We start from the raw sequence: 25,296 nt of genomic DNA on the forward strand, positions 1-25,296 counted from the left end.
TGGAATAGTATTTGTCGAATCTCCTCGTCTCCGCGGCTGGCTTTCAGAAGAAATTCTGAAAGCCTTTATTTTTACTTGTCAACCGCTTGTTTTCAACGGTTTCAGGCTGTTGTGCTCATTCTCAGTTAGTTGCATAAGAGAGCATATGAAAGCATAATAGAGCATGTAAGAGGGGGAACTCGAGGGGGAACTTTCGGGTTATACGACAAATATTAAAGTTGATGAACTTTCAAATGAAATTCTACGACGCATTGATACAATACCAATCGAGGAAGTAATCCAAATGAACTCTGATGAGTCTTCTCGATATTTGAAAAAGTAATGACCGATATATCTAAGTGCGGACAGTTCCGAACCCTTATATATCGGTATCACCTCTGAGTTTACAGATTAACGCCGTGATAGTCCAGCGGTCTAAGACATCTGACTGTAAAACTGACGAAACTATTACTACGCAATTTAGAATCTTGCTCACGGTGCTTGTAAATCCATAACCTGCCACGGGTATGGTCTGCTCAGCTGCATAGCAGAGTCGTTAACAATCAAAGGAAAGGTGATAGCAAAAGGTCGGTCAAAATACTTTACGCTTTATCCCAACAACTCACAGGCATTGCCAATCGTGAACAACAAGGCGTATGGATAGACCGATACACCACGTGGTGAGCGCAGTATAAACACATGCTCGCCGAGAAAACCTACTGAAGAGAAAAGGTGAGGATCCCCCCCCCCACAACACCCAGCTTACGCTGTTAAAAAGGAGGTGTTGCAGTAGCTCTCACCTAATACAATTCATTGTTTCATTTATCGTCCTAATAGTCAAATAGTTAAGAACGCTAGACCGTGTATCTGGGGCAATTTTATTATCATTCAAGTTTGAACATTGCGTTTTTCTCTTGAATTACATATTTCGCTACGCGGGTGTAGTCCCATATCTTCGAGTCATCAAAGCTTTCTCAATAACACACGTTCAGCTTTGTCTAGAATGCATTGAGTCAGAGTAGAATTACGTACCAAGGCACATCTAACTGAGAAGTGCTGAGATGCTGGTCAACGTAGACAGTATTTATTACAACAGGGGTGCTCATATGGTTATGGTAGATCCAGATGTGATGTATTGGATGAAGAATCATTCATGGTGGACTGAAGATGAGAACGGTGAATACATTCTTACAGATGAAGCCACTGAGAAGGCTCGTAAAATTTTTCGAGCGTTTTCAATACTTTAGTGAAGTAACGTGTCTCGATGAAAGATTAGGTGAAGACTCGCCAGCTTTTAAAGCATACTGTTATTATGTTCTTCGGAAGACCGGAGAAGATCTTTTCAACGAATAATCTGTGAGGTTTTGTTCTCGAAACTCTTGCTTCCCTAAAGTTCTCATCTGTGCTACTGTCTCTAGTAACAGTAGCCTTCTAAGCCTCTTAATAATGCTCAAATCTGGAGGCTCTTTTTATTCGCAGAGGTCATGCGAAGTTAGCAAAACATCGATGAAATGACATTTGAGTGTATCTCATCTGTATGTTAAGGAAACCCTAACTCACATCCCAATCATCTGCAAAGTTTTTTGTCCTCTAAACTCGTTGTAGCTCAAACGCACACGTGCACTTATCGGCACATCCTCAGTGTTCCACAGTAAAACCGGAGGGCAGCCAGGCATCTGCAACTTGAGGTGCTGTTGTTCTTTACCGATGCGACTTACCTCAGTATCGGCCGGGAAAATAATCTCCATAATAGGGTAGTCAAAATTCTTGCCAAAAGGCGCCACACAATCTAAGAACTGCGTAATCTCATTGAGAGCAGTTGCATCCCACCACGCAACGTCAATATCTGGACCATCATCGCCAATCAATAAAGCTGGCTCTTCTTCAAAATCAGAAGGAACGCGCACTCCGTGCAATGCATCAACCAGAGCATCAAGCGGACCTGTAACACCGCCAGCTCCCTGATGTCCTACAATCTTGAGTCCATCGCGGTCATTGAGCATATCGATAATCGGATAATAATCTGGCGAACGCATCGACCCCTCAACTTGCTTGCCGTGCGTGCGATCGTAGCTTACATGAACAACAGCTGTGGGAAGTCCAGAATCGTGCATCAATTTGCCAGCGAGCAAACCCAACATGCCGCGAGGCGCATCCGTAATGTACACGTATGGCGCATACGTATCGACCAGCGTATCCATATATTCGTCAACCAGCTTCTTACGCTTAGTGTTGGCCGCAATCAAACGAACAATTGCAGCGCGACGTTCGGTACGATTATCCGAAAGGAACACACAAAAAGCATCATTCATCGAGGTTCCCACACGCCGCGGCGCGTTAAACATCGGAGCCAGAGTAAAACCATAAAAACCCTCGTCGCACTGCGCAAGCGACACCTCAAGCTCCTCAAGAAGCTGAGCGTACCCTTCGAAAGCAGTCAAAAACGCGCGGTTTACGCTAGCGTCACCGCGCAAAGAATTCAAAGCGGTCGGACGGGCAATCAGCTCGCGCGTAAGGCTTAACGACTTGCGCACTAAAGCGCGGTTATCGTGCACCAGAGGCATCACATCGGACACCGTGCCAATGCCCACGAACAGTTGCAGCAGGTTAAGATACTTGCGCTGCTCGGCGTTCGCAAAACGGCGCGCGTACGCACTAATCATTAAAAACGCAACGGCCGCACCGCAAATGCCTGGCAGCGGATACGAGGAGTTGCGGCAGCACGGATCAATCATGGCGTCGGCTGGGCAATCGATTTCTTGATCGTGATGGTCCGTAATCAAAACTGCTAAACCGAGCGACTGCGCGTAACGTATGCCGTCGGTCGAATTTACCCCGCTATCGCAGGTGAGAATAACCGTGGTATCGGGAAAACGGCGCATAATATCGTCCACGTCATCGCGGCAAAAATCGTGACCGCTCTCATAGTCGGGCACAGACAGTTCCACCTGAAAACCCAGCTGCTTCAAACCCGCGTACAAAATCGTGCCCGAAGTAATGCCATCCATATCGAAATCCGGGTAAATGGCCAGCTTCGCATCGCGGTAACCGTGCAGCTTCTCGATAAAAGCATCCATGCCATCGAGCTGCTCGCCATACGACGTGTTCATCTCGCGCAGAAACTCAGGCGATAAACCAGTGCGCTCAATAAGCGTGCGCAGGCCAGCGGAACAGGCGTCGAGCGAGAAGTTCGGCGCGAACGGGTTAACAGGGGTAACAGGACTAATCTGTACATTCTCAGGCATGAGATTATTGTAAGGCGAGCGAAAGAAGAGCCCCGCTCCACAACCTCGCCTAAAATAGTTCTCATGAGTGCCGAAACTTTTATAACCTACGCGCACACCATGCTGCGCACCTTCGACGACGTGCCGTTTAACAACGTGGATGCGGCAATTCTCTCCCAGCTGGCCTACGCGCAGCTCGACGGCGAGCAGGTGCCGTCGCTCGTGCGCACACGCAGAGAGTATCACGCACGGTATAAGAAAAAGTACGGTTCCCCTGCCGGCAAAATCCAGCGCGCAGTAACCGCAAGTCTTACGAAAAAGAAATCCAAGCCGCTCCTGCACGACGAAGATCGTTTCGTCTCGCTCTACACGGCGTTGTGGCGCGCAGAAGATTTCGAGAGCATTTTCCGATCTCCTTCGACGCGCGAGATGATGATTGAGCTGGTCAGCGCTGTCTTGGCGTCCCCACGTTTCCGCGATATTAAAGTAGGGGAGTTTACCTACGAATTCAATAACGATCGCGAGCATCAGCAACAGTTCGCGGCGATGACCTTCCTGCTGCCTGAGAACGCCAGCCCTGACAACGGCACCAGCACCCCCGAACCTACAGAATTCATCGCTTTCCGCGGCACCGAAACCTCTTTCGTTGGTTGGCGCGAAGACTTCGAGCTGGCTTTCCACAAAGATATTCCGTCGCAGCTGTCTGCCGCGCGCTATGTGGATGATATCTACCGCCATTCACATGGCAGGAACCTTATTATTGCCGGTCATTCCAAGGGTGGCAACACGGCCGTGTATGCGGCCACGAAAGTTCCGGCGAACGTGCAAAACGCAATCCAGCAGATCTACTCTTTCGACGGACCAGGTTTTATTACCAACCTTCTGGATTCGCCTGAATACAAGCGCATTGAGCCGAAGCTTACGAAACTTATTCCGCAAGATTCCTTCGTGGGCATGATGTTTGCCGGTCGCGAGCCATACCGCGTTGTGCACAGTGACGAAGCTTCTGTTATGCAGCACTTTATGTACAAGTGGGCGGTCGACCTCGACAGCGCTGACTTCGTGTATGACCAAGAGATTTCGTCGCGCGCGCTCAAGATAGCCGATTCCTACGTTGAGTGGACCAATTCGCTCGACTTGGCTACACGTCGCAAAGTTATCGACGCAATTTTTGCGATTTTCGAGGCTACTGGATATGAGTCCTTCACCGAAATTGCAGACAATATCAGTACTGCAGCACCGATGATGTGGCAAGCCGCGCAAGAAACCGACAGCGCTGTGCGCGATATTACGGTTACTGCGCTGCGTGATTTGTTCTCCATGATTTTCGGCTTTAACAACTTCTCCAAGTACATCACGCAGTGGGAAGCGATGGTGGCGAAGGTGTCGCAAAGCCTGCCTTTTAGTAAAAACGCGGAAGAAATCGATCAGAACTAAATGCGCACGATTACGAACCCTGCCAGCAATCCGGCGCACTACTCGTATATCGAGAAGAAATCAGAGTTCATCGGCGATGCGTGTCATATCGATTCGCTCGACGAGGCGGTTGAGTTTGTCGAGCAGATCCGCGCGCAGCACCCCAAAGCACGGCACGTGTGCTTCGCGGCTGTTACGGGAGCCAGTCAAGCGCAGTTTAACGAACGTATGAGCGATGACGGGGAACCGAGCGGTACCGCGGGCAAACCGATACTGAACGTGCTGCGGCAGTCAGAAACAACGGATACCGTTATCGCGGTTACGCGCTATTTTGGCGGTATACTTTTGGGAGCCGGCGGTCTGGTACGCGCGTACTCGACGGCTGCGGCCGAAGCACTTCGCGTGGCTAATCTTGGTAACGTTATCCCAGCGCGCGAGTTTATGTGCACGGTTGACTACGCTCAGCATTCGCTTATCCAGCGACTTATCGCCCAACATAGCGGGCGCGTACATCATGAGGACTTTAGCGATAAAGTCGTGGTAAAATTTGTGATTCCAACCGATCGCGTGCTCTCGATGGAACAGATGGTGCAGCAGACATTTAACGCGTCTGTACAGCTGATAGCCGGCGCGGAAAGTTCGTTGATGGAGAAAGAGTAGAGATGGCAGAAACTGAATCTTTAAGCGCGGAGTATGAATTTTTGCGTCATACCGAGGATGCTGCTGAGTTGAGTAAGCGCTGCCATACGCCGCTTCCGGACGTGAGCGATGCTGCCGCGTTCTCGCGTGCTACCGCTTTACTCGAAGCTGTTGCGGGGAATATGCACACGCCGTTAGAAGATCGTATCTTTTTGGCGCAAACCATGCCGTACCCAAATATTTTGGTGAAGCTATCCACTGATCCCGAGGCTAGCGTGCGCGAGGCTGTGGCTGCTAATACTGATTCGAAAGATTGGCTCGTTGGGCGTTTAACCAAAGATAGCGATGATAATGTGCGCGCAAAAGCGCTGATGAACCTGGTAACGACCTGGCGTATGCGTATGGAAGGTGCACAAGATTCGCGCACACCGGCTTCCGTTTTGGCTCATTTGGGCGCTTTGGGGACAGAAGAAGATAGTAAATCGCCAGCAGTGTTGGCGGCGATGGTGCGCAGAGCTGTGGCTCAGAACCCGAATGTTGATGACGAAACCTTGCGCGTGCTGGTTGCAGATAACGTTCCTGATGTAGCTGTTGCGGCCCGCGAAACTCAACAGGCACGCGGATAAGGGCCACTTTGACCCTGGTCTTGTATGTGCGCTATTATTACAGATTGTTGTGTTTCCCTACAGGGGTCCAGGAAAGCGCTTTCCCACTCGCTCACTAGGACTTTCAGGGAGCCCACGGATAAAGGATGCCATAAGGTATCTGGAACACAATGAAAGAAAAGGTTATACAGTGAAGACTTTCACTCCAAAGCCAAGTGATTTGACTCACGAATGGTACGTCGTAGACGCTACCGACGTGGTGCTCGGTCGTTTGTCGGTACAGGTAGCAAATTTGCTTCGCGGCAAGAACAAGCCAACTTTCGCTCCACATGCAGATGGCGGTAACTTCGTTATTGTTATTAATGCAGACAAGATTTCTTTGAGCGGAAACAAGCTGAACAAGAATCTCTACAGCCACTCTGGTTACCCAAGTGGTTTGCGTGCAGATTCTTATGCTGAGCTTCTTGAGAAGGATCCAGAGCGTATTATTCGCGCAGCGGTTAAGGGCATGATGCCTAAGAACAAGCTTGCTAAGGTACAGCTTGGTCGTTTGCGCGTTTATGCAGGAGATCAGCATCCACATACCCCAAACCAGCCACAAGTTGTTGAGATCGCACAGGTCTCCCAGCAGGCTAACTAGGACCGAAAGGAGAGTCCATAATGGCTGAAAATGCAAGCTCCGCGGTTCTTGAAACCGAGGTAGAACTCACTTCTTACACTTCTGAAACCAATGCAGGTGCTGGTACCGGTACTTCTGCTATTGCTCCCGGCTACGGCACTGGTCGTCGTAAGGAAGCTGTAGCTCGTGTACGTTTGGTTCCAGGCTCTGGTAAGTGGATCGTTAATGGTCGCACTCTCGAAGAGTACTTCCCAAGCCGTTTGCACCAGCGCGAAGTTAACTCGCCGATCGTTTTGCTCAAGCTCGAAAACAAGTTCGATGTTATCGTTCTTGTTGATGGTGGCGGCGTAACTGGTCAGGCAGGTGCAATCCGTCTTGGCGTTGCTCGTGCTTTGAACAGCATTGATCGTGATGTTAACCGCGCAGCTTTGAAGAAGGCCGGTTTCTTGACTCGCGACGCACGCGTCGTAGAGCGCAAGAAAGCTGGTTTGCACAAGGCACGCAAGGCTTCTCAGTACTCCAAGCGTTAAGTTTTACTTTTCGTTTATTTCAAGTCCTCTATCTTTTCTAAAGGTAGGGGACTTGTTATATTGAGAGAAGAGTTATCTCACAAGAAAAGGTACTATTATGAGCAACGAACCATATGAACAATTCGGACAGGATGAATCTGTATATCCTCATAATGCTGACAATACTGTGAATTCTGAATTCAATGGCGATTCAGTTGCCAATGATGCAAATGCAGGTGCTCCTGCTGCGCAAGCTTATGCACAGCCACATCCTCAGGTTCAGCCTGCGCAAGCTCCTTCGCAGGTCTATGAACAGCAGCCATACGTTCAAGCGCAACCACAGTATGCGCAGCCTGTGCAACCGCAGTATACTCAACCAACGCAGCAAGCACCATACGCACAGCAGGCGCCTTACGGTCAACAAGCGCCTTACGGTCAACCTCAGCCACAACAGCAGGCTCCGTATGGGCAGTATGTTCCACCGCAGTTTAATAATGGTGTGCCAAATGCGGGTACTCCGGGCGTTTCGGGTGTTCTAGGTGCGTTCCCACAGGCACAACCACTTATGGTTGGCTCTAAAAGCAAAATTGTTGCTGCTGTTCTAGCGTTTTTCCTAGGTGCTCTCGGCATTCATAACTTCTATTTAGGAAAGACTACCCGCGCTATTGTTCAGCTACTTATGACAGTAGTTGGCTGGATTCTTATTCTTCCTCCTATCATCTGCGGTATCTGGGCTTTCGTGGAATTCATTTTGATTCTTGTCTCTTCACCAGGATCAAGCTACCACAAAGATGGTTATGGTTTGGAATTGCAAGACTAGAGCCTCATTATTGCGGATAAGTCACCTTCACTTTGATGTGAGGGTGACTTTTTATATGCGGCTTACTGTTGAGTACGCAGTATGGTTTGGATTCATGAGTGAAGTCGATACGCGCAACCGATATGCCACTTGTGAAGCCATTTTTCCGCATTAAAAGTGGCATATCGGGTATATTAATCGGTTAAGCAGAATGCGTGAGAGTAATAAATCCTCGAATTTAACGCAGTGTGAAGCCTGACTGCGTGGAACGGCTGCTAGTCACGCACCTGCAACTGAAAAAACCAACAAATCCCACTAATAAAACCGTTGAACCAGTATATGTATTCGATGAGCGAGACAAACAATCGTTTTAACTGCAGATACGTAACCGTTCGTTTCAGGATTTTCTGTAGAATACGCGGCTATTGTATTCTTAAAACTGCTTTATCTCGTACGGCTGACGATATCTGTAAGCGTTAAAGCTTCGTGAGGATTGCTGATGTAAGAATGTAAAGCCGTAACTGCTTGGTTGTTTCTAAAATGGGCTATCCATCAAAACAATCAAAACCAATCTCAAAACCCATGCTTCAATATGAAAATCCGAGCCGCCGCACAAGGTATAGTCCCTCCCAAAACCCAACAAATCAAACCCTTACCGCACTTTAATAAAACAACTTTACAAAAGTCTCGGTCAAAACTTGCGCGCGCCAAACTTCTCTCATAAAGTGTGAGCTAGAACACACAAAGGTTGTGGTTTCTCACACAATTGAGGAGGTCACTCGTGGCAAAAGCAGCTACTAAGGATCAAACACCAGCTAAGGAAGCTGAACCTGTAATGTCTGATGCAGAGAAGGAAGTTGACGGTCTCGTTCAGCGGGCTCTCGTCGCTCTCGATGAGTATCAGAGCTTCGATCAGAAGAAGATCGACTACATTGTTGCTAAGGCTTCTATCGATGCGCTGCACGCTCATCTCGAGCTGGCAAAGATGGCTGTGGACGAAACTGGCCGCGGTATGGTCGAAGATAAGGCAACGAAGAACATCTTCGCATGCGAACATATTACGCATCACCTCGCTAACCAGCGCACTGTAGGCGTTATTAACGAAAGTGACGTAGATGGCATCACTGAAATCGCAGAACCTGTGGGTGTGGTTGCAGGCGTCACCCCAGTAACGAACCCAACCTCTACCGCCATCTTTAAGGCGCTCATCGCATTAAAGACTCGCTGTCCAATAGTTTTCGGATTCCATCCATTCGCTCAGGAGTGCTCGAAGGCAGCAGCAAAGATTGTTCGTGATGCAGCAGTAGCAGCAGGCGCTCCAAAGGACTGTATTCAGTGGATTGAACACCCATCCATCGAAGCAACCGGCGCTTTAATGAAGCACCCAGGTGTTGCTACCATCCTGGCAACGGGTGGTCCAGGCATGGTTAAGGCAGCATACTCCTCGGGTAAGCCAGCGTTGGGTGTAGGTGCAGGTAACGCTCCAGCATACGTCGACAGCAACGTCGACCTCGACCGCGCTGTGAACGATTTGGTTCTCTCTAAGCACTTCGATTACGGTATGATCTGCGCAACTGAGCAGGCTATTATCGCGCACACCGATATTTACGATTCCTTAATCGAAAAGCTCAAGGCACGCCACACCTACTTCGTGAAGGGCGAGGAGAAGGCTAAGCTCGAAAAGTTTATGTTCGGCACCACGGCGTACGCCAAGGATGGCTCCAAGCCAGTGCTCAACTCCAAGGTTCCAGGCAAGTCCCCACTGTGGATTGCGCAGCAGGCGGGTATTACTATCCCAGAAGATACTGTTATTATCGCTGCAGAGTGCAAGGAAGTGGGCGAGAATGAGCCACTGACCATGGAAAAGCTCGCTCCTGTTCACGCAGTATTGCGCGCTAACAATAAGGACGAAGCTTTCGTTATGTGCGAGCAGATGCTGGTACACGGCGAAGGTCATACGGCAGCAATTCACACCGATAACGAAGATCTCGTTCGCGAATACGGTCTGCGCATGCACGCATGCCGCGTTATCTGGAACTCCCCATCGTCCTTGGGTGGTATCGGCGATATCTACAATGCTATTGCTCCTTCGCTCACCTTGGGCTGCGGTTCGTACGGCGGCAACTCGGTGGCTGGAAACGTACAGGCAGTCAATCTTATTAATGTAAAGCGTGTAGCACGAAGGAATAATAATATGCAGTGGTTCAAGATTCCACCAAAGACCTACTTTGAGCCAAACGCGATTCGCTACCTGCGCGATATGGTGGACGTAAACCGCGTTGTATTCGTATGCGATAAGGTTATTCTCGATCTCGGTATTATCGATAAGGCCATCGCTCAGCTTCAGCAGCGTTTGAACAAGGTGGAATGGCGTATTATCGACTATGTTGAGCCAGAACCATCTATCGAAACTGTTGAGCGCGGCGCAGCTATGATGCGCGACGAGTTCCAGCCAGACACCATTATCGCTATTGGCGGTGGTTCTCCGATGGATGCCGCCAAGATTATGTGGCTGCTCTACGAACACCCAGAAATCGAATTCCGCGATATTCGCGAAAAGTTCTTCGATATTCGCAAGCGCGCTTTCCGTCTTCCGGAATTAGGTAAGAAGGCAAAGCTCGTATGCGTGCCAACTACCTCGGGTACAGGTTCGGAAGTAACTCCGTTCGCTGTTATTACCGATACCAAGACCGGTATTAAGTATCCAGTAACCGATTACTCCTTAACCCCATCGGTGGCAGTGGTTGACCCTGTTTTGGCTCGCACTCAGCCTCGTCGTGTAGCTAGCGACTCTGGTTTCGATGCGATTACTCACGCTATGGAAGCTTACGTATCTGCGTATGCCAACGACTTCACCGATGGTTTGGCACTGCACAGCGTAAAGCTGCTGTGGGAGAATCTTGCTCCTTCCGTGAACGAAGGTCAGGCAAATCCACAGGCACAGGAGAAGGTACACAACGCTGCAACCATGGCCGGCATGGCATTCGGCTCCGCATTCCTGGGCATGTGCCACTCCATGGCTCACACGATTGGTGCTCTGTGCCACGTAGCTCACGGTCGATGCAACTCGATTTTGCTTCCATACGTAATTCGCTACAACGGTCAGATTCCTTTGGAGCCAATTTCGTGGCCAAAGTACAACAAGTACGTGGCGCCACAACGCTACCAGGACATCGCTAAGCAGCTCGGTCTTCCAGCCGACACCGCCGATGAGGCCGTAGAAAACCTTGCGAATGCAGTGGCTGATTACCGCGACAATAAGCTGGGCATGGACGCATCCTTTAAGGCAGCGGGTGTGGATGAGGAGCACTTCTGGTCCGTTCTCGATCAGATTGGTATGCGCGCATACGAAGACCAGTGCACCCCTGCAAACCCTCGTATTCCACAGATTGAGGATATGAAGGATATTGCTATCGCTGCTTACTACGGCGTATCTCAGGCTGAGGGTAAGAAGTTGCGTGCAGAACGCGCAGCCGCTGCTCAGGCTTAGTGTGGCGCTTTGTTAAGCGCTTGCTGATAGATAGCGAGTAAAGGTGTCGGGAGATTATCTCTCGACACCTTTTTATGTCGCTTGATATAATAAAGCGTTTCTCGAGGAAGGCGATGATGACAAAGACAATCATCTGGAAGCTGGCTGTTGCAATCTGGCTCATCTTTGCCGTTATCTACCGGATTCTTCTGCCTATTGGTCCGTGGAAATTGTGCTTCGCGTTCATTGCAGACATTACTTGGTTGATAGCAGGCCATGGCCTCGTTTTTCTCGGGTTTGTTATGTTCGATATTCGCTTGTTTTCCGAGAAGATTCGCCAGCTTTCACCTGAACAGCTCAAAGCCGATAAGACCTATAAAGGGATAAAGAAGTACCTTGTAGGAGTCGTACTCCTTCTTATTGGAGGAATCTTTACTATAGGAAACGTGCAATCGCTAGTAGAGTATGTTCAAGATATTCGAGACGGCAGTATTCATGGGGTAGTGCGCGTGGTAAATACGCAGCGTCGGGGAACTCGTTTTACCTCGTACAATATTACCTACGCTGGAATGTACTGGACAGAGATGAAGGGCGGGGAACCAATTGTGCTCCAAGATCCAACGCAAGTTGAGGTTACCTATATTCCCAGCATGCTCGACAAAACTGTTGGACAGGTAAGCGACTCAAAGAAAGTGTATGCCATCGAAGTGTATGCCCATTCCGGTCAGCTCGTGCTCATTAGCGAGGTAAAAACACAATAAGATAATGTGGCTATGACGAATGTCATAGCCACTTTCGTTATAACCGCACTTCTCTGGGCGCGCTCGCACGCGAATACTAGAAGTATGAACATTCTAGAAACCACGCAGCTGTGCCGTACCTTCCACGCGCACAGTGCAACATCAACACCAGTGAAGGCGCTCGATACCCTGAGTCTTCAGGTTGAGAGCGGACAGCGTATCGCCCTGCTTGGATCGAACGGAGCAGGAAAGAGTACCCTCATCAACATCATCCTCAACCTCGATGTACCAACTTCTGGCAGCGTGAGCGTGTGCGGTACAACACCAAAAAACGCCCAAGAGCACGGTCTGGTTGCTCATGTTATGCAATCAGGAGGTTTGCTGCCTGAGTGGACGGTGAAGGAAACTCTCACGGCTTTGTGTGCGCTGCGCGGTCAAAGCAGTCGCCTTAACGACATTATCGATCGTGCTGGCGTGCGCGATTTTCTTACACGAAAAGTGCGTAACTGTTCGGGTGGCCAAGTGCAACGTTTGCGCCTGGCTATCTCACTGATTCATCCGAGCGAACTGCTCATCTTAGACGAGCCGACAGCAGGTATGGATCCGCACGCGCGCCGCGATTTGTGGACGCAAATTAACGAGCTGCACCGAGCGGGAACGACCATTCTTTTTGCCACGCACAATATGGAGGAAGCTGCACGCAACGCCGATCATATTGTGATTTTGCATAAAGGTCGCGCGCTTGCGCAGGGCAACCTCGAACACATTTACACGCAAACACAAGCCAGCAGTCTCGACGAAGCGTTTTTTGCTCTCGCTGATGTGTCAGATGCGCAGTAAGGAGATATCATGCGTACCTATTTTCTTATTAATTTACGCCATCAGGTCTTCTCGGCGTATCAAATCGTCTTTAGTGTGCTCATGCCTGTGTTTATGTTCAATATTTTTGCGCAGATGAACAGCGACACAATGGGCTATAAACTGGCATCCGGTGCGAACGTGTCGGCTATTATTCTCATTCAAATGGCTTTCTACTCGGCTGTTCTTGCAGCCAGTATGTCGGGATCGATGGTCTCGCACGATATCGAAACGCATTTTACGCGCACACTCTTCCTTGCAGGAGTTACAGAAACGAAGCTTATCGTATTGCGCTTCCTTACCAGTGTGTGCGTGAGTATTATTCCTACAACGGTTCTCTATGCACTGGGGGCGGCAACCACCTCACGTATGCCGCTCAAGTGGTGGGTTATAACGTATGTGGCCATTATTCTTATTAGCGCATTCTTCTCCGGGTACGGCCAGTTTGTAGGAAGTGTTCTTCCCGATAACTCCGCAGGAAGTATTGCCAGCGGTTCGATTGTGCTCGCCGCTTTTATCTCCGACATCTTTATTCCTCTCACCGGATCGATGCTTAAGATTGCTCATTTTATGCCGCTGTTTGGTTTAAAGAGTCTGCTGCTGTGGCATATTTTAGACGGCAAAAGTCCAGGAGGTGAGAGCTTAAACCTCACTTCCGTTCTTGCTAACGTGAGCGTGTGGATTGTTGTGCTCGTAACCTTAAGCGTTATTGCCGTAAAACTCGCTCGCCGCCGTTAAAGCGCCACACAGCTCTACAATAAGGTTTATATATAAGGAGTAGCCATGAAAGACGCATTGACTGACGTACATGAGTTGGAACGCTACCGTACGAAGGGTCGCCGTTTAGGTATGTTTTTCGCGAGCGTGTGGGTGCTGTTCCTTATTATCCCGCTGTATTACGCTTTCGCTTTCCCGCCGGCTTCGCTTGTGCAACAGATTGCGTTAGTTCTCGACATAGTGTGTATCGCACCAGTGTTCTTGTACGGCAGTATTCACCTTAATGTGCTCAATCCAGCGAGAAATCAATCGATATTCCAGGCGGTGGCTGTTCTTGCACTTCTGTTTCTACTTACTGTTGGGGCAGTAGTTTTAGGTGGCGATTGGGGATACCTCACCTGCATTAACTTCTTCATCGGATGTGCACTCCATATTTTGCCGTTGCGCGTTTCGATAGGAACATTCATAGTGACACTTGCTCTTTTCGAACTGTTTTCGCACACCGTATCGTGGCAGCAAGGAACGAGTTACATTATTGTTATGCTCATCTGGGTTGCAGTTGCTCTTTTAGGACGCTATTCAGACGAAAACACGCAGCGCATCGAGCACCTCAAGAAGAACGCGGCTCGTATGGAAGAGCGAGAACGCGCGGCCAGTAACATTCACGATCTGCTGGGTCAAAGCCTCACAGCAATCAACCTCAAAGCGCAACTTCTGGAAGCAACTAGCAACGATCCGAACGTGCAGAAAGAAGCGCGCGAACTGCAACAAATCGCTGTGGATGGTATAGATCAAATGCATCGCGCTGTCGCCGATATGCGCAGCTCTTCTTTAAATGCTGAACTTGAGCAGACGCGCTCGCTGTGCTCGTCCGCGCGTATACAGCTCGACATTCGTGGCGAAGTTAGCACTGTTCCCGAGCGATACGAAGCTGTGAGTGCTCAGGCGGTACACGAAAGCGTAACGAATGTGCTGCGTCACGCTCAAGCGCATCGTTTACGCATAACTGTGAGCGAATCCGCGGTGCACATAGAAGATGATGGCATCGGTTTCCCGCGCGATATCTATCAAGAACGTACTGACGGTTCAGGAACCGGCTTAGCTCAGTTACGCGAAAAAGCGCGTGCAGCAGGTGCGCGCCTCGAGTGCGCGGCGTCCGAGCTTGGGGGAGCACTCGTGCGTGTAGAATTCGATGCGAACTAAAGGAGCCGCTATGACTATTCGAATTCTGTTAGCCGACGATCAAACGATGGTGCGCGATGCTTTAGCTGCTTTGCTTGGATTGCAATCAGATATCGAAGTAACCGCGCTGTGCTCGAACGGTGATGAGGTTCTTACCAGTGTTCAGAACGAACTGCCAGACGTGTGTCTGCTCGACATTGAGATGCCTGGTATGGATGGGCTCAGTTTGGTGGAGCTGCTCGGCCGCACGTATCCTTCTCTTCCGCGCATTATCGTTACTGCTTTTGGGCGCCCCGGTTATGTTCAGCGCGCACTGGCCGCGGGCGCTCGCGGCTTTCTCGTTAAAACCGCGGCGGCAAATGATTTGGCCGATGCTGTGCGCAAGGTTGTTGATGGACAGATTGTTGTCGATCCGCATCTTGCGGTAGCCGCTATGGCTGCAGTTGCAAACCCGCTGACCGTGCGCGAACAAGAAATCATGCGCTTGGTACGCGCAGGAAAACGAGACGCGGATATCGCGCACGAACTGTTTATATCGACTGGAACAGTGCGCAATCATATTTCTGTTGTCTTAGCGAAAACGCATACAGTCTCGCGCATGGAAGCTGCCCTCCAAGCAGACGAAGTCGGATGGCTCTAAAAATTATCGATTCTTAAGTCTATGCGTGTCGAATTCTCAGGTGCATGTATAGTGGCGGGGTACTCATCGAGCTGACAGCCGTTGAGCCCCGTATTTTTTAGCCAAACTGGGGTTCGACACGCCCGGATAAAATCGGGGCAGGGGTCATGCTTAAATATATGAGTTGCCTGTTTTAGGCTCGCATGTTTTTATGCTTAATATTTTAAATAGCGAGCGTGGCAGCGGTAAGTGCCGCTAGCTACGCACTGATGGGGATTCGTCCATGAGGCGAAGTGCCGGATAGTGCTCTGAACAGGTTGGAAATGTATCGATCGCAAGAAAGGGCGGACGGCGAATGGCGGGACAGAAAATCCGCATCAGGCTAAAGTCCTATGACCACGAGGTCATCGACCAGTCGGCAAAGAAGATTGTCGAAACGGTCACGAACGCAGGCGCAACTGTAGTTGGCCCAGTTCCACTTCCTACCGAGAAGAACGTGTTTGTTGTTATTCGTTCTCCTCATAAGTACAAGGATTCTCGCGAGCACTTCGAGATGCGCACACACAAGCGCCTTATTGACATCGTAGATCCAACTCCAAAGGCAGTTGATTCTTTGATGCGTCTCGATTTGCCAGCAGACGTAAACATTGAGATCAAGCTGTAGGGAGGGGAGAAATGGTATCTAAGAACAATCGCCAGGCATTGTTGGGTAAGAAGCTCGGCATGTCTCAGGTTTGGGATGAGAACGGTTTCTTCGTTCCAGTAACTTTGGTGGAAGTAGACACCAACGTTGTAACAGCTGTAAAGAACGAGGAATCTGACGGCTACAAGGCTGTTCAGATTGCTTTCGGCGCAATTGACCCTACTAAGGTGAGCAAGCCATTGGCTGGTCACTTTGCCAAGGCAGGTGTAACCCCACGCCGTCATCTCGTTGAGTTCCGTACCGAGGACGTAGAAAACTACGAGCCAGGTCAGGAACTGACCGCAGAAATCTTCCCTGATGGTGCAGTAGTAGATGTAACTGGTACCACCAAGGGTAAGGGATTCGCAGGTACAATTAAGCGCTGGGGCTTCAAGTCCTACCGTCGTACCCACGGTTCCCACAAGAACGAGCGTCGCCCAGGTTCTGTAGGCGCATGCGCAACTCCAAGCCGTATTCTTAAGGGCAAGCGCATGGCTGGTCGTATGGGTCACGACACTCACACCACACTCAACTTGACCGTTGTGTCCTCCGACGCAGCTAACGGCATTATTGCTGTTAAGGGTGCTGTTCCAGGACCAAAGGGTTCTCTCGTTGTAGTGCGTACTGCTGTGAAGGGAGCATAAGGTCATGACAAATGTAACTTTGAACATCACCGATGCTAACGGTAAGGCAGCTGGTTCTGTTGAAGCTCCAGTAGAGCTCTTCGGTATCGAGCAGGATGTTGTGCGTGCACACGTTCCACTCGTACACCAGGTTGTTGTAGCACAGCTTGCAGCTGCTCGTCAGGGCACTCACGCTGTAAAGAATCGCGCACGCATCTCTGGCGGCGGCAAGAAGCCATGGAAGCAGAAGGGCACCGGTCGTGCTCGTCAGGGTTCCATCCGCGCTCCACAGTTCGCAGGTGGTGCAGTAGTTCATGGTCCAGTACCACGTGACTACTCCCAGCGCACTCCAAAGAAGATGAAGGCAGCAGCTCTTCGCTACGTACTCTCTGATCGCTTTAATGCAGGTCGCGTACACGTAGTTGACTTCGGTGTGAACGAAACTCCATCTACTAAGACTGCTAAAGCAGCTCTTTCTGTAGTAGATAACCGCTTCACGACCGTTGTTGTATCCCGTGAGAACATTAACGAATGGCTTTCCGTTCGCAACCTCACCTACGTACACGTTCTGTTCGCAGATCAGTTGAACACGTACGACGTTGTAACTGCTGAAGATGTCGTCTTCACCAAGGAAGGCTTCGAAGCTTTCGTTGCTGCTAAGACTGCTGTTAAGGAGGCCTAAGTACAATGGTCGCAATTCATAAGCCAGCGCATGACATCATTATTAAGCCAGTAGTTTCTGAAAAGGCTTACGCTAATTCCGATCGCGGTCAGTACACCTTCGTGGTGGCTCCAACCGCTAACAAGATTGAAATCAAGCAGGCTGTAGAAGAAATCTTCAAGGTTAAGGTTACCAACGTTAACACTCTGAACCGCGCAGGCAAGCGTCAGCGCACTCGCACTGGTTTCGGTCAGCGTGCTTCTCAGAAGCGTGCAATCGTAACCCTTGCAGCAGGTCAGACAATTGACGTCTTCGGTAACTAAGCAGTAGCCGAGAAAGTTAAGGTAAACATATTATGGCTATCCGCGTATATAAGCCAACGACTGCAGGTCGTCGTAACGCATCTGTTTCAGACTTCTCTGAAATTACGCGTTCCACACCTGAAAAGTCTTTGCTGCGTAAGCTCAGCAAGACTGGCGGCCGTAACTCTTATGGCCGTATTACAAGCCGTCACCGTGGTGGCGGTCACAAGCGCCAGTACCGTCTCATCGACTTTAAGCGTTGGGACAAGGACGGCATCCCAGCAAAGGTTGCACACATCGAGTATGATCCAAACCGTTCTGCTCGCATTGCTCTGCTTCACTTTGCAGATGGCGAAAAGCGCTACATCATCGCTCCTGAAGGCGTAAAGCAGGGCGACACTATCGAAACTGGTGCACAGGCAGATATTAAGCCAGGTAACAACTTGCCATTGCGCAACATACCAACCGGTACCGTTGTTCACGCTATTGAACTTCGCCCATTGGGTGGTGCAAAGATCGCACGTTCCGCTGGCGCATCTGTACAGCTTGTTGCTAAGGATGGTAACCTCGCTCAGCTGCGTATGCCATCTGGAGAAATCCGCAACGTAGACGCACGCTGCCGCGCAACTGTTGGCGAAGTAGGTAACTCCGAACACGCTAATATCGAGCTCGGTAAGGCAGGTCGCGCACGCTGGATGGGCAAGCGCCCACATACACGTGGTGAATCTATGAACCCAGTAGATCATCCACATGGTGGTCGTACACGCGGTGGTAAGCCACCAGTGTCCCCATGGGGTAAGGGTGAGGTTCGTACACGTCGTCCTAAGAAGGCATCGAACAAGATGATTGTTCGTCGTCGTCCTAACGGTAAGAACCGCAAGTAAGGGAGTGTCGAAGAGATGACTCGAAGCATCAAGAAGGGCCCATTCGTCGACGCCCACTTGCAGAAGAAAGTCGACGCTCAGAACGAAAAGGGTACTCACGACGTTATTAAGACTTGGTCTCGTCGTTCCATGGTTACCCCTGACTTCATTGGTCACACTTTCGCCGTTCATGACGGTCGTAAGCACGTACCAGTGTTCGTTACTGAATCGATGGTAGGTCACAAGCTCGGAGAGTTCGCTCCAACGCGTACTTTCAAGGGTCACATTAAGGATGATAAGAAGGGACGCCGCTAAATGGAAGCTAAGGCAATTGCACGTCACGTACGCGTGACGCCACGCAAGGCTCGCCGCGTCGTAGACCTCATCCGAGGTAAGAAGACGACTGAAGCCATCACCATTTTGAAGTTCGCTCCACAAGCAGCGTCTACTCCAGTACTCAAGGTACTCGAGTCTGCTATTGCAAACGCTCGTGTGAAGGCAGAACAGGCAAATGAGCCATTCCGTGAGAACGAATTGGTAGTCGCAGCAACCTACGTAGATGAGGGTGTAACTCTCAAGCGTTTCCGTGCTCGTGCACAGGGCCGCGCAGGTCGCATTAACAAGCGTACTTCCCACATCACGGTAATCGTCGCAGATAAGGAAGGTGCACGCTAATGGGCCAGAAGGTTAATCCATTTGGTTACCGCCTCGGCGTAACCGAGTATCACCGTTCGAAGTGGTTCTCTGATTCCACTAAGCAGGGCGAACGTTACCGCGATTTCGTTCTCGAAGATGACAAGATCCGTAAGGCAATGAACAAGGATTTGGAACGTGCAGGCGTTTCTCGCGTTGTTATCGAACGTACACGTGACCGTGTGCGTGTAGATATTCACACTGCTCGTCCAGGTATCGTTATCGGTCGCCGTGGTGCAGAAGCTGACCGCGTTCGCGCAAAGCTCGAAAAGATTACCGGCAAGCAGGTTCAGCTCAACATTTTCGAAGTAAAGAATGCAGCTATCGATGCTCAGCTCGTGGCACAGTCCATCGCTGAACAGTTGGCAAACCGCGTTACCTTCCGTCGCGCAATGCGCAAGGCACAGCAGGACGCTATGCGTGCTGGTGCAAAGGGTATTCGTATTAAGCTCTCCGGTCGCTTGGGTGGTGCAGAAATGTCTCGCTCCGAGTTCTACCGTGAAGGTCGTGTGCCACTGCAGACTCTTCGTGCATTGATTGACTATGGTTTCTTCGAAGCAAGCACAACCTACGGTCAGATCGGTGTGAAGGTATGGATCTACAAGGGCGATATGACGGAGAAGGAATTCGAAGAGCAGCAAGCTCAGCAGAACAATCGCTCCCGTCGTGGTTCCAACGATCGTCGCCCACGTCGTAACAACCGTGGTGCAGCTGCACAGCGTGGCAACCAGGAAGCAGCCCCTAAGGCTGAAGCTCCTGCAGCCCCAGCTGAAACTGCAGAAGTAAAGGAGTAAGTGAGAATGCTTATCCCAAAGAGAACAAAGTACCGCAAGCAGCACCGTCCAGTTCGTTCTGGTATGTCTAAGGGTGGCAACACCATCGCTTTCGGTGAGTTCGGTATCCAGGCTCTTGCTCCTGCTTACATTACCAACCGTCAGATTGAAGCTGCACGTATTGCAATGACCCGCTACATCAAGCGTGGTGGCCGCGTGTGGATTACAATCTTCCCAGATCGTCCTTTGACGAAGCATGCTCTCGGCGCTCGAATGGGTTCCGGTAAGGGTGCACCTGAGTTCTGGGTTGCTAATGTTCGTCCAGGACGCGTAATGTTCGAAATTTCAGGCGTTTCTGAAGAAGTTGCTCGCGAAGCACTTCGCCGTGCAGTAGATAAGCTGCCTATGAAGTGCCGCATCATTGCACGTGAAGGCGGTGACAACTAAATGGCAAATGCATCAGAATACTCGATCAAGAACTTGAACGAGAAGACTAACGCAGAAATTGAGGACTTCCTCAAGAAGTCGAAGGAAGAACTTTTCAATCTTCGCTTCCAGAACGCTACCGGTCAGTTGGATAACTCATCCCGCATTAAGACTGTAAAGCGTGATATTGCCCGCATGTACACTGTTCTTCGCGAACGTGAACTCGGCATTACCGAGTCCCCAGTGCAGGACTAAGAGAGTCTGAGGAGTAAAAATGGCTGAAAAGCTGGAACGCAACGATCGTAAGGTTCGCACTGGCTACGTAGTGTCAGACGCAATGGACAAGACGATTACCGTTGAGTTGGAGCAGCGTTCGACCCACCCATTGTATGGTAAGGTTGTACGCAGCAACAGCAAGGTCAAGGTCCATGACGAGAACAACGACGCACATGTCGGTGATCTTGTTACAATTATGGAGACAAGGCCTTTGAGCAAGACGAAGCGTTGGCGTCTCAACGCTATCGTTGAGCGTGCTAAGTAAATAAGTTCGGCAAGGCTCCGTGTACACCCGAGGACTGCTGCACTCTTTCGAGAGCGGTGGCAGTCCTGGGTGTGCGGGGAGGACCAGCTCGGCTAAGGAGAATCAATGATTCAGCAAGAATCGCGACTTCATGTCGCCGACAACACGGGTGCTAAGGAAATCTTGGCAATTCGCGTGCTCGGTGGATCGAAGCGACGCTATGCCGGAATTGGCGACGTTATCGTTGCCTCCGTTAAGGATGCTATTCCTGGCGGTTCGGTAAAGAAGGGTGACGTAGTTAAGGCTGTCGTCGTCCGTACTGTAAAGGAACGTCGTCGTGCAGACGGTTCCTACATCAAGTTTGATGAGAACGCTGCTGTTATCTTGGGTAACGGCCGCGAACCAAAGGGCACACGTATCTTCGGACCAGTGGGTCGTGAATTGCGCGATAAGCGCTTCATGAAGATCGTTTCTTTGGCACCGGAGGTGATCTAATGGTAGCTAAGATCAAGAAGGGTGACCTCGTAAAGGTTATCCGTGGTAAGGATCGCGGCGCAGAAGGCACCGTTCAGCGCGTACTTCCTAACGATCGTCTGATCGTTGAAGGCGTACAGATTGTCAAGAAGCATATTCGTGCACGAGTCCAGGGTCAGCAGTCCGGAATCGTATCTGTGGAAGCACCTATTCACCGTTCCAACGTAATGCTCATCGATCCAGAAACCAAGAAGCCAACCCGCGTTGGTGTTGTGGTGAAGGAAGAAGCTCGTGACGGTAAGGTAAAGCGCGTGCGTGTCCGTGTAGCTAAGAAGTCTGGAAAGGAGCTGTAATGAGCGAAGTAAATATTGAGACTCCTGCAACTCCACGTCTCAAGGCTCGCTACAAGGAAGAAATCATTCCTGCTTTGGAAAAGGAATTCAGCATCTCTAATCCAATGCGCGTTCCAGGCGTGGAAAAGGTTGTTGTATCCATGGGTGTCGGTGCCGCAGCTCGCGACTCCAAGCTCATTGAAGGCGCAGTGCGTGATTTGACTGCAATTACAGGTCAGAAGCCAAAGATTACTTTGGCAAAGAAGTCTGTTGCACAGTTCCACCTGCGTGAAGGTCAGGCAATTGGCGCATTCGTAACTCTGCGCGGTGACCGCATGTGGGAGTTCTTGGATCGTCTTTTGACTTTGGCTTTGCCACGTATCCGTGATTTCCGTGGTATCAACGGCAATCAGTTCGATGGTAACGGTAACTACAACTTCGGTTTAACCGAACAGTCTATGTTCCATGAAATCGATCCTGATTCCATCGATCACCGCCGTGGTATGGACATCACCGTAGTAACCTCGACCAAGAGTGATGAGGAAGGCAAGGCTTTGCTTAAGCACCTCGGCTTCCCATTCAAGGAGGACTAAGAGATGGCAAAGACAGCTCTCAAGAACAAGGCTGCTCGCAAGCCAAAGTTCGCAGTACGTGCATACACTCGCTGTGAGGTTTGCGGACGTCCACATTCCGTTTATCGCAAGTTCGGTCTCTGCCGCGTATGCCTTCGTGAGAAGGCTCATCGTGGTGAGCTTCCAGGCGTAACGAAGTCCAGTTGGTAAATCGACGTTGAAGGTCCGCGGTCCACAGGGCGGCGGAAACCACGACGAGGAAGGGCATCAGCCCAAATGACAATGACAGATCCAATCGCAGATATGCTTACACGTCTGCGTAATGCGAGTGCGGCAAAACACGAAACCGTGGACATGCCATACTCCAAGTTCAAGGCACATATTGCCGAAATCCTCAAGCGTGAGGGTTACATCGCTGATTTTGCAGCGAAAGAAGCACGTGTGGGTCAGACTCTTGAGATTACTCTCAAGTACGGCAAGCACGGCGAACAGAGCATCCAGGGAATTAAGCGCGTATCCAAGCCAGGTTTGCGTCGTTACGCTAAGTCCGACGCACTTCCAATGCCACTTGGCGGTTTGGGTATTGCAATCATCTCTACCAGCTCTGGTTTAATGACTCAGAAGGAATGCCTGGAAAAGGGCATCGGCGGCGAAATCGTCGCTTATGTGTGGTAAGGAGGGCTTAAATTATGGCATCACATATTGGTAAGCTCCCTATTGCTGTTCCAGCTGGAGTAGAAATTACTGTTAATGGAAGCATCTTCCAGGCTAAGGGACCAAAGGGTACCGATTCTTTCGAATTGCCTGAAGGTATTTCCGTATCCGTAGAAGACGGTCACGTTACCTTCACCCCTGAAGATGATGCTCGCCCAACCCGTGCAAAGCATGGTTTGGCTCGCTCTTTGGCAGCAGGCATTATCGAGGGTGTGTCTAAGGGCTTCGAAAAGCGTCTTCTTATTGTTGGTACCGGTTACCGTGTTGTAGCTAAGGGCAAGAACCTTGAGTTCTTCTTGGGTTACTCCCACACCATTAATGTGGAAGCACCTGCAGGAATTGAATTCGAAGTTGTTAACCCAAATGAGCTTTTGGTTAAGGGTATCGACAAGCAGGCTGTTGGCCAGATTGCTGCAAACATCCGCAAGCTTCGTGCTCCAGAACCATACAAGGGTAAGGGCATTAAGTACGCAGATGAGCGCATCATCCGCAAGGCTGGAAAGGCTGGTAAGTAAATGACGGTAAAGATTTATGGTAAGGGCAAGAACGTTGCTCGCTTGCGCCGTCACGCACGTCTTCGCAAGAAGCTTGCCGGCACTGCAGAGCGTCCACGTCTCGTAGTTACTCGTTCCAACCGCAACATGGTGGCACAGATTGTTGATGACACCAAGGGCATTACTCTCGTGAGCGAATCTACTTTGCACAACGACTTCGGTGCTTTTGAAGGTACCAAGGTTGAAGCTGCAAAGAAGGTTGGCGAACTGATTGCTAAGAAGGCAGTTGCTGCTGGTATTACCACAGTTGTATTCGACCGCGGTGGTAACAAGTATCATGGTCGCGTTGCTGCAGTAGCAGAAGGCGCACGTGAGGGAGGTCTGCAGCTGTGAGCGATAACGAAAAGGAAATCAACGTGGCTGAAGAGACTCAAACAACCGAGCAGGCTCCAGCAGCTGAAGAGCGCAAAGGTCGCCGCGGTAACCGTGGCGAAGGCCGTCGTGGCGAGCGTCGTAACCGTCGTGACCGCAACGAACAGCGTGAAGAGCTTCTCGATCGCGTAGTAACAATCAAGCGCGTCAGCAAGACCAACAAGGGTGGTCGTACAATGAGCTTCGCGGCTCTCGTCGTAGTCGGTGACGGTAACGGAACCGTAGGCGTAGGCTATGGCAAGTCTCATGAAGTACCTTCTGCAATTGCTAAGGGTCAGCTTGACGCTAAGAAGCACATGTTCACCGTTCCACGTGTTCGTGGTACCATTACTCATCCAGTAATTGGTCACGAATCCGCTGGTACTGTTCTTCTGCGTCCAGCAGCACCAGGTACTGGTGTTATTGCTGGTGGTGCAGTTCGTGCAGTACTCGAGTGCGCAGGTATTACCGATATTCTGTCTAAGGACATGGGTTCAGGTAATGCAATCAACACTGTGCGTGCAACTGTAGCAGCTTTGAAGCAGCTCGAAGAGCCAGAAGAAGTTGCAGCTCGTCGTGAGCTGTCTCTGTCTGAAGTAGCTCCAGATCGTCTTCTGCGCGAACGCGCATTGGGCATCGAAGAAGCTCGCAAGGCTCGTGAAGAAGCTCAGGCAGCAGCAAAGGATGGTGAATAATGGCTAAGCAGCTTAAGATCACCTTGAAGAAGGGTCTTGTAGGTTCCACCCAGGTACAGAAGGACAACGTTCACTCTTTGGGTCTTCGTAAGATTCACCAGACAGTGATTCGTGAAGATACTCCTGTATACCGTGGAATGGCTAACAAGGTTCGTCATCTTGTAACAGTGGAGGAGATTGACTAATGGCAAATACTAATGACGTCGATATCCTTCAGATGCATGACTTGCGTCCAGCTCCAGGAGCGAAGAAGTCCAAGACCCGTGTTGGTCGTGGTGAAGGTTCCAAGGGTAAGACCTCTGGTCGCGGTATGAAGGGTACGCATGCACGTTATCAGGTTCGTCCTGGTTTCGAAGGTGGTCAGCTTCCACTCTACATGCGCCTTCCAAAGCTTCGCGGCTTCAAGTCTCCATTCAAGGTAGAGTATCAGGTAGTTAACCTCGCTGATGTTGCTACTGCTTTCCCTCAGGGTGGCGATGTAACCGTTGAAGCACTCATTAACGCAGGTCTTGTTCGTAAGAACCAGCCAGTTAAGGTGCTCGGTGATGGTGAAGTATCCGCAGCATACACTTTCAAGGGTGTAAAGTCCTCTGCATCTGCAAAGGCAAAGATTGAAGCAGCAGGCGGTTCTATTTCCGAAGATTAATCGAATAAAATCGATTAAATCGCAGTGATTGACCGCGAAT

Annotated in this window: 35 protein-coding genes; 34 read left to right on the forward strand and 1 reads right to left on the reverse strand. The window is 50.3% G+C overall.

Annotated elements, in window-relative coordinates; genetic code table 11:
• Window positions 1–1,085: 1,085 nt before the first annotated feature.
• Window positions 1,086–1,226: a hypothetical protein gene (locus HMPREF2909_RS09125; RefSeq protein WP_168165256.1), complete on the forward strand. Its 141-nt coding sequence runs from the start codon at window positions 1,086–1,088 to the stop codon at window positions 1,224–1,226.
• Window positions 1,227–1,535: 309 nt separating this feature from the next.
• On the opposite strand, the gene HMPREF2909_RS00975 is transcribed toward HMPREF2909_RS09125, so the two are convergent.
• Entirely contained in the window at window positions 1,536–3,224 is a 1,689-nt protein-coding gene (locus tag HMPREF2909_RS00975) for a DHH family phosphoesterase (RefSeq protein WP_071414898.1), read from the reverse strand.
• A gap of 63 nt (window positions 3,225–3,287) precedes the next feature.
• Here HMPREF2909_RS00975 and HMPREF2909_RS00980 point away from each other — a divergent pair, with 63 nt between their 5' ends.
• From HMPREF2909_RS00980 to rplO, 33 genes are all read left to right on the forward strand, one after another.
• On the forward strand, window positions 3,288–4,640 hold the full coding sequence (locus HMPREF2909_RS00980; RefSeq protein ID WP_071414899.1) for an Mbeg1-like protein: 1,353 nt from the start codon (window positions 3,288–3,290) through the stop codon (window positions 4,638–4,640).
• A complete protein-coding gene (locus tag HMPREF2909_RS00985) occupies window positions 4,641–5,279 on the forward strand; it encodes a YigZ family protein (RefSeq protein ID WP_049187023.1) in 639 nt (212 codons plus the stop codon).
• Between the two features lie 2 nt (window positions 5,280–5,281).
• Window positions 5,282–5,884 carry an AbrB family transcriptional regulator gene (locus HMPREF2909_RS00990; RefSeq protein ID WP_071414900.1) on the forward strand — a complete coding sequence of 201 codons (603 nt, stop codon included), beginning with the start codon at window positions 5,282–5,284 and terminating at the stop codon, window positions 5,882–5,884.
• A gap of 169 nt (window positions 5,885–6,053) precedes the next feature.
• On the forward strand, window positions 6,054–6,503 hold the full coding sequence (gene rplM, locus HMPREF2909_RS00995) for a 50S ribosomal protein L13 (RefSeq protein WP_022857236.1): 450 nt from the start codon (window positions 6,054–6,056) through the stop codon (window positions 6,501–6,503).
• Window positions 6,504–6,523: 20 nt separating this feature from the next.
• Entirely contained in the window at window positions 6,524–7,012 is a 489-nt protein-coding gene (rpsI, locus tag HMPREF2909_RS01000) for a 30S ribosomal protein S9 (RefSeq protein WP_071414901.1), read from the forward strand.
• A gap of 97 nt (window positions 7,013–7,109) precedes the next feature.
• A complete protein-coding gene (locus HMPREF2909_RS01005; protein WP_071414902.1) occupies window positions 7,110–7,811 on the forward strand; it encodes a TM2 domain-containing protein in 702 nt (233 codons plus the stop codon).
• Between the two features lie 814 nt (window positions 7,812–8,625).
• A complete protein-coding gene (adhE, locus tag HMPREF2909_RS01010; protein WP_071414914.1) occupies window positions 8,626–11,280 on the forward strand; it encodes a bifunctional acetaldehyde-CoA/alcohol dehydrogenase in 2,655 nt (884 codons plus the stop codon).
• Window positions 11,281–11,393: 113 nt separating this feature from the next.
• Complete coding sequence (locus HMPREF2909_RS01015) at window positions 11,394–12,020, forward strand: hypothetical protein (RefSeq protein ID WP_148130767.1); 627 nt, start codon at window positions 11,394–11,396, stop codon at window positions 12,018–12,020.
• 84 nt (window positions 12,021–12,104) lie between these two features.
• Window positions 12,105–12,839 carry an ABC transporter ATP-binding protein gene (locus HMPREF2909_RS01020; protein ID WP_071414904.1) on the forward strand — a complete coding sequence of 245 codons (735 nt, stop codon included), beginning with the start codon at window positions 12,105–12,107 and terminating at the stop codon, window positions 12,837–12,839.
• Window positions 12,840–12,848: 9 nt separating this feature from the next.
• Entirely contained in the window at window positions 12,849–13,595 is a 747-nt protein-coding gene (locus HMPREF2909_RS01025) for a hypothetical protein (protein WP_071414905.1), read from the forward strand.
• Window positions 13,596–13,640: 45 nt separating this feature from the next.
• Entirely contained in the window at window positions 13,641–14,777 is a 1,137-nt protein-coding gene (locus HMPREF2909_RS01030; RefSeq protein ID WP_071414906.1) for a sensor histidine kinase, read from the forward strand.
• Between the two features lie 10 nt (window positions 14,778–14,787).
• Window positions 14,788–15,396, forward strand: a complete 609-nt coding sequence (locus tag HMPREF2909_RS01035) for a response regulator transcription factor (RefSeq protein WP_071414907.1) — start codon at window positions 14,788–14,790, stop codon at window positions 15,394–15,396.
• Between the two features lie 334 nt (window positions 15,397–15,730).
• A complete protein-coding gene (gene rpsJ, locus HMPREF2909_RS01040; RefSeq protein ID WP_006288664.1) occupies window positions 15,731–16,039 on the forward strand; it encodes a 30S ribosomal protein S10 in 309 nt (102 codons plus the stop codon).
• Window positions 16,040–16,050: 11 nt separating this feature from the next.
• Window positions 16,051–16,701 (forward strand): 50S ribosomal protein L3, encoded by a 651-nt coding sequence (rplC, locus tag HMPREF2909_RS01045; protein WP_021618622.1) that lies wholly within the window; start codon window positions 16,051–16,053, stop codon window positions 16,699–16,701.
• A 4-nt stretch (window positions 16,702–16,705) separates the two neighbouring features.
• On the forward strand, window positions 16,706–17,362 hold the full coding sequence (rplD, locus tag HMPREF2909_RS01050) for a 50S ribosomal protein L4 (protein WP_022857246.1): 657 nt from the start codon (window positions 16,706–16,708) through the stop codon (window positions 17,360–17,362).
• A 5-nt stretch (window positions 17,363–17,367) separates the two neighbouring features.
• The gene (gene rplW / locus HMPREF2909_RS01055) at window positions 17,368–17,664 is read left to right on the forward strand and encodes a 50S ribosomal protein L23 (protein ID WP_021618620.1); all 297 of its coding nucleotides are present in this window, start codon (window positions 17,368–17,370) and stop codon (window positions 17,662–17,664) included.
• 32 nt (window positions 17,665–17,696) lie between these two features.
• On the forward strand, window positions 17,697–18,527 hold the full coding sequence (gene rplB, locus HMPREF2909_RS01060) for a 50S ribosomal protein L2 (protein ID WP_021618619.1): 831 nt from the start codon (window positions 17,697–17,699) through the stop codon (window positions 18,525–18,527).
• Window positions 18,528–18,542: 15 nt separating this feature from the next.
• Complete coding sequence (gene rpsS, locus HMPREF2909_RS01065; RefSeq protein WP_071414908.1) at window positions 18,543–18,821, forward strand: 30S ribosomal protein S19; 279 nt, start codon at window positions 18,543–18,545, stop codon at window positions 18,819–18,821.
• On the forward strand, window positions 18,822–19,181 hold the full coding sequence (rplV, locus tag HMPREF2909_RS01070) for a 50S ribosomal protein L22 (RefSeq protein ID WP_021618617.1): 360 nt from the start codon (window positions 18,822–18,824) through the stop codon (window positions 19,179–19,181).
• Window positions 19,181–19,993 carry a 30S ribosomal protein S3 gene (rpsC, locus tag HMPREF2909_RS01075; protein ID WP_022857247.1) on the forward strand — a complete coding sequence of 271 codons (813 nt, stop codon included), beginning with the start codon at window positions 19,181–19,183 and terminating at the stop codon, window positions 19,991–19,993. Before rplV ends, rpsC begins: the two co-directional genes overlap by 1 nt.
• Window positions 19,994–19,999: 6 nt before the next feature.
• Entirely contained in the window at window positions 20,000–20,419 is a 420-nt protein-coding gene (gene rplP / locus HMPREF2909_RS01080; RefSeq protein WP_021618615.1) for a 50S ribosomal protein L16, read from the forward strand.
• Window positions 20,420–20,653: a 50S ribosomal protein L29 gene (gene rpmC / locus HMPREF2909_RS01085; protein WP_021618614.1), complete on the forward strand. Its 234-nt coding sequence runs from the start codon at window positions 20,420–20,422 to the stop codon at window positions 20,651–20,653.
• Window positions 20,654–20,672: 19 nt separating this feature from the next.
• Window positions 20,673–20,939 carry a 30S ribosomal protein S17 gene (gene rpsQ, locus HMPREF2909_RS01090; protein ID WP_071414909.1) on the forward strand — a complete coding sequence of 89 codons (267 nt, stop codon included), beginning with the start codon at window positions 20,673–20,675 and terminating at the stop codon, window positions 20,937–20,939.
• A 105-nt stretch (window positions 20,940–21,044) separates the two neighbouring features.
• Complete coding sequence (rplN, locus tag HMPREF2909_RS01095; RefSeq protein ID WP_021618612.1) at window positions 21,045–21,413, forward strand: 50S ribosomal protein L14; 369 nt, start codon at window positions 21,045–21,047, stop codon at window positions 21,411–21,413.
• A complete protein-coding gene (gene rplX, locus HMPREF2909_RS01100; protein WP_021618611.1) occupies window positions 21,413–21,745 on the forward strand; it encodes a 50S ribosomal protein L24 in 333 nt (110 codons plus the stop codon). Before rplN ends, rplX begins: the two co-directional genes overlap by 1 nt.
• Complete coding sequence (gene rplE / locus HMPREF2909_RS01105; RefSeq protein WP_021618610.1) at window positions 21,745–22,317, forward strand: 50S ribosomal protein L5; 573 nt, start codon at window positions 21,745–21,747, stop codon at window positions 22,315–22,317. Before rplX ends, rplE begins: the two co-directional genes overlap by 1 nt.
• Before the next feature lie 3 nt (window positions 22,318–22,320).
• A complete protein-coding gene (locus HMPREF2909_RS01110) occupies window positions 22,321–22,506 on the forward strand; it encodes a type Z 30S ribosomal protein S14 (protein ID WP_021618609.1) in 186 nt (61 codons plus the stop codon).
• A 66-nt stretch (window positions 22,507–22,572) separates the two neighbouring features.
• Window positions 22,573–22,971: a 30S ribosomal protein S8 gene (gene rpsH / locus HMPREF2909_RS01115; RefSeq protein WP_021618608.1), complete on the forward strand. Its 399-nt coding sequence runs from the start codon at window positions 22,573–22,575 to the stop codon at window positions 22,969–22,971.
• Window positions 22,972–22,985: 14 nt separating this feature from the next.
• Window positions 22,986–23,525 (forward strand): 50S ribosomal protein L6, encoded by a 540-nt coding sequence (gene rplF, locus HMPREF2909_RS01120; protein WP_021618607.1) that lies wholly within the window; start codon window positions 22,986–22,988, stop codon window positions 23,523–23,525.
• Window positions 23,526–23,897 (forward strand): 50S ribosomal protein L18, encoded by a 372-nt coding sequence (gene rplR / locus HMPREF2909_RS01125; RefSeq protein WP_022857248.1) that lies wholly within the window; start codon window positions 23,526–23,528, stop codon window positions 23,895–23,897.
• A complete protein-coding gene (rpsE, locus tag HMPREF2909_RS01130; RefSeq protein ID WP_021618605.1) occupies window positions 23,894–24,610 on the forward strand; it encodes a 30S ribosomal protein S5 in 717 nt (238 codons plus the stop codon). The genes rplR and rpsE overlap by 4 nt, the downstream gene beginning before the upstream one ends.
• Window positions 24,610–24,795, forward strand: coding sequence for a 50S ribosomal protein L30 (gene rpmD / locus HMPREF2909_RS01135; RefSeq protein ID WP_021618604.1), 186 nt, complete (start codon window positions 24,610–24,612; stop codon window positions 24,793–24,795). Before rpsE ends, rpmD begins: the two co-directional genes overlap by 1 nt.
• The gene (gene rplO, locus HMPREF2909_RS01140; protein WP_021618603.1) at window positions 24,795–25,256 is read left to right on the forward strand and encodes a 50S ribosomal protein L15; all 462 of its coding nucleotides are present in this window, start codon (window positions 24,795–24,797) and stop codon (window positions 25,254–25,256) included. The genes rpmD and rplO overlap by 1 nt, the downstream gene beginning before the upstream one ends.
• Window positions 25,257–25,296 lie beyond the last annotated feature (40 nt).

Origin of the sequence: Alloscardovia sp. HMSC034E08, assembly GCF_001813415.1 — a bacterium.
Lineage (GTDB): Bacteria > Actinomycetota > Actinomycetes > Actinomycetales > Bifidobacteriaceae > Alloscardovia > Alloscardovia omnicolens.

What these genes read in the sequence shown, in the direction of transcription:
- HMPREF2909_RS09125 (WP_168165256.1), top strand. Translation starts at nt 1,086, where the DNA reads ATGGTTATGGTAGATCCAGATGTGATGTATTGGATGAAGAATCATTCA.
- HMPREF2909_RS00975 (WP_071414898.1), bottom strand. Translation starts at nt 3,224, where the DNA reads ATGCCTGAGAATGTACAGATTAGTCCTGTTACCCCTGTTAACCCGTTC.
- HMPREF2909_RS00980 (WP_071414899.1), top strand. Translation starts at nt 3,288, where the DNA reads ATGAGTGCCGAAACTTTTATAACCTACGCGCACACCATGCTGCGCACC.
- HMPREF2909_RS00985 (WP_049187023.1), top strand. Translation starts at nt 4,641, where the DNA reads ATGCGCACGATTACGAACCCTGCCAGCAATCCGGCGCACTACTCGTAT.
- HMPREF2909_RS00990 (WP_071414900.1), top strand. Translation starts at nt 5,282, where the DNA reads ATGGCAGAAACTGAATCTTTAAGCGCGGAGTATGAATTTTTGCGTCAT.
- rpsI (WP_071414901.1), top strand. Translation starts at nt 6,524, where the DNA reads ATGGCTGAAAATGCAAGCTCCGCGGTTCTTGAAACCGAGGTAGAACTC.
- HMPREF2909_RS01005 (WP_071414902.1), top strand. Translation starts at nt 7,110, where the DNA reads ATGAGCAACGAACCATATGAACAATTCGGACAGGATGAATCTGTATAT.
- adhE (WP_071414914.1), top strand. Translation starts at nt 8,626, where the DNA reads ATGTCTGATGCAGAGAAGGAAGTTGACGGTCTCGTTCAGCGGGCTCTC.
- HMPREF2909_RS01015 (WP_148130767.1), top strand. Translation starts at nt 11,394, where the DNA reads ATGATGACAAAGACAATCATCTGGAAGCTGGCTGTTGCAATCTGGCTC.
- HMPREF2909_RS01020 (WP_071414904.1), top strand. Translation starts at nt 12,105, where the DNA reads ATGAACATTCTAGAAACCACGCAGCTGTGCCGTACCTTCCACGCGCAC.
- HMPREF2909_RS01025 (WP_071414905.1), top strand. Translation starts at nt 12,849, where the DNA reads ATGCGTACCTATTTTCTTATTAATTTACGCCATCAGGTCTTCTCGGCG.
- HMPREF2909_RS01030 (WP_071414906.1), top strand. Translation starts at nt 13,641, where the DNA reads ATGAAAGACGCATTGACTGACGTACATGAGTTGGAACGCTACCGTACG.
- HMPREF2909_RS01035 (WP_071414907.1), top strand. Translation starts at nt 14,788, where the DNA reads ATGACTATTCGAATTCTGTTAGCCGACGATCAAACGATGGTGCGCGAT.
- rpsJ (WP_006288664.1), top strand. Translation starts at nt 15,731, where the DNA reads ATGGCGGGACAGAAAATCCGCATCAGGCTAAAGTCCTATGACCACGAG.
- rplC (WP_021618622.1), top strand. Translation starts at nt 16,051, where the DNA reads ATGGTATCTAAGAACAATCGCCAGGCATTGTTGGGTAAGAAGCTCGGC.
- rplD (WP_022857246.1), top strand. Translation starts at nt 16,706, where the DNA reads ATGACAAATGTAACTTTGAACATCACCGATGCTAACGGTAAGGCAGCT.
- rplW (WP_021618620.1), top strand. Translation starts at nt 17,368, where the DNA reads ATGGTCGCAATTCATAAGCCAGCGCATGACATCATTATTAAGCCAGTA.
- rplB (WP_021618619.1), top strand. Translation starts at nt 17,697, where the DNA reads ATGGCTATCCGCGTATATAAGCCAACGACTGCAGGTCGTCGTAACGCA.
- rpsS (WP_071414908.1), top strand. Translation starts at nt 18,543, where the DNA reads ATGACTCGAAGCATCAAGAAGGGCCCATTCGTCGACGCCCACTTGCAG.
- rplV (WP_021618617.1), top strand. Translation starts at nt 18,822, where the DNA reads ATGGAAGCTAAGGCAATTGCACGTCACGTACGCGTGACGCCACGCAAG.
- rpsC (WP_022857247.1), top strand. Translation starts at nt 19,181, where the DNA reads ATGGGCCAGAAGGTTAATCCATTTGGTTACCGCCTCGGCGTAACCGAG.
- rplP (WP_021618615.1), top strand. Translation starts at nt 20,000, where the DNA reads ATGCTTATCCCAAAGAGAACAAAGTACCGCAAGCAGCACCGTCCAGTT.
- rpmC (WP_021618614.1), top strand. Translation starts at nt 20,420, where the DNA reads ATGGCAAATGCATCAGAATACTCGATCAAGAACTTGAACGAGAAGACT.
- rpsQ (WP_071414909.1), top strand. Translation starts at nt 20,673, where the DNA reads ATGGCTGAAAAGCTGGAACGCAACGATCGTAAGGTTCGCACTGGCTAC.
- rplN (WP_021618612.1), top strand. Translation starts at nt 21,045, where the DNA reads ATGATTCAGCAAGAATCGCGACTTCATGTCGCCGACAACACGGGTGCT.
- rplX (WP_021618611.1), top strand. Translation starts at nt 21,413, where the DNA reads ATGGTAGCTAAGATCAAGAAGGGTGACCTCGTAAAGGTTATCCGTGGT.
- rplE (WP_021618610.1), top strand. Translation starts at nt 21,745, where the DNA reads ATGAGCGAAGTAAATATTGAGACTCCTGCAACTCCACGTCTCAAGGCT.
- HMPREF2909_RS01110 (WP_021618609.1), top strand. Translation starts at nt 22,321, where the DNA reads ATGGCAAAGACAGCTCTCAAGAACAAGGCTGCTCGCAAGCCAAAGTTC.
- rpsH (WP_021618608.1), top strand. Translation starts at nt 22,573, where the DNA reads ATGACAATGACAGATCCAATCGCAGATATGCTTACACGTCTGCGTAAT.
- rplF (WP_021618607.1), top strand. Translation starts at nt 22,986, where the DNA reads ATGGCATCACATATTGGTAAGCTCCCTATTGCTGTTCCAGCTGGAGTA.
- rplR (WP_022857248.1), top strand. Translation starts at nt 23,526, where the DNA reads ATGACGGTAAAGATTTATGGTAAGGGCAAGAACGTTGCTCGCTTGCGC.
- rpmD (WP_021618604.1), top strand. Translation starts at nt 24,610, where the DNA reads ATGGCTAAGCAGCTTAAGATCACCTTGAAGAAGGGTCTTGTAGGTTCC.
- rplO (WP_021618603.1), top strand. Translation starts at nt 24,795, where the DNA reads ATGGCAAATACTAATGACGTCGATATCCTTCAGATGCATGACTTGCGT.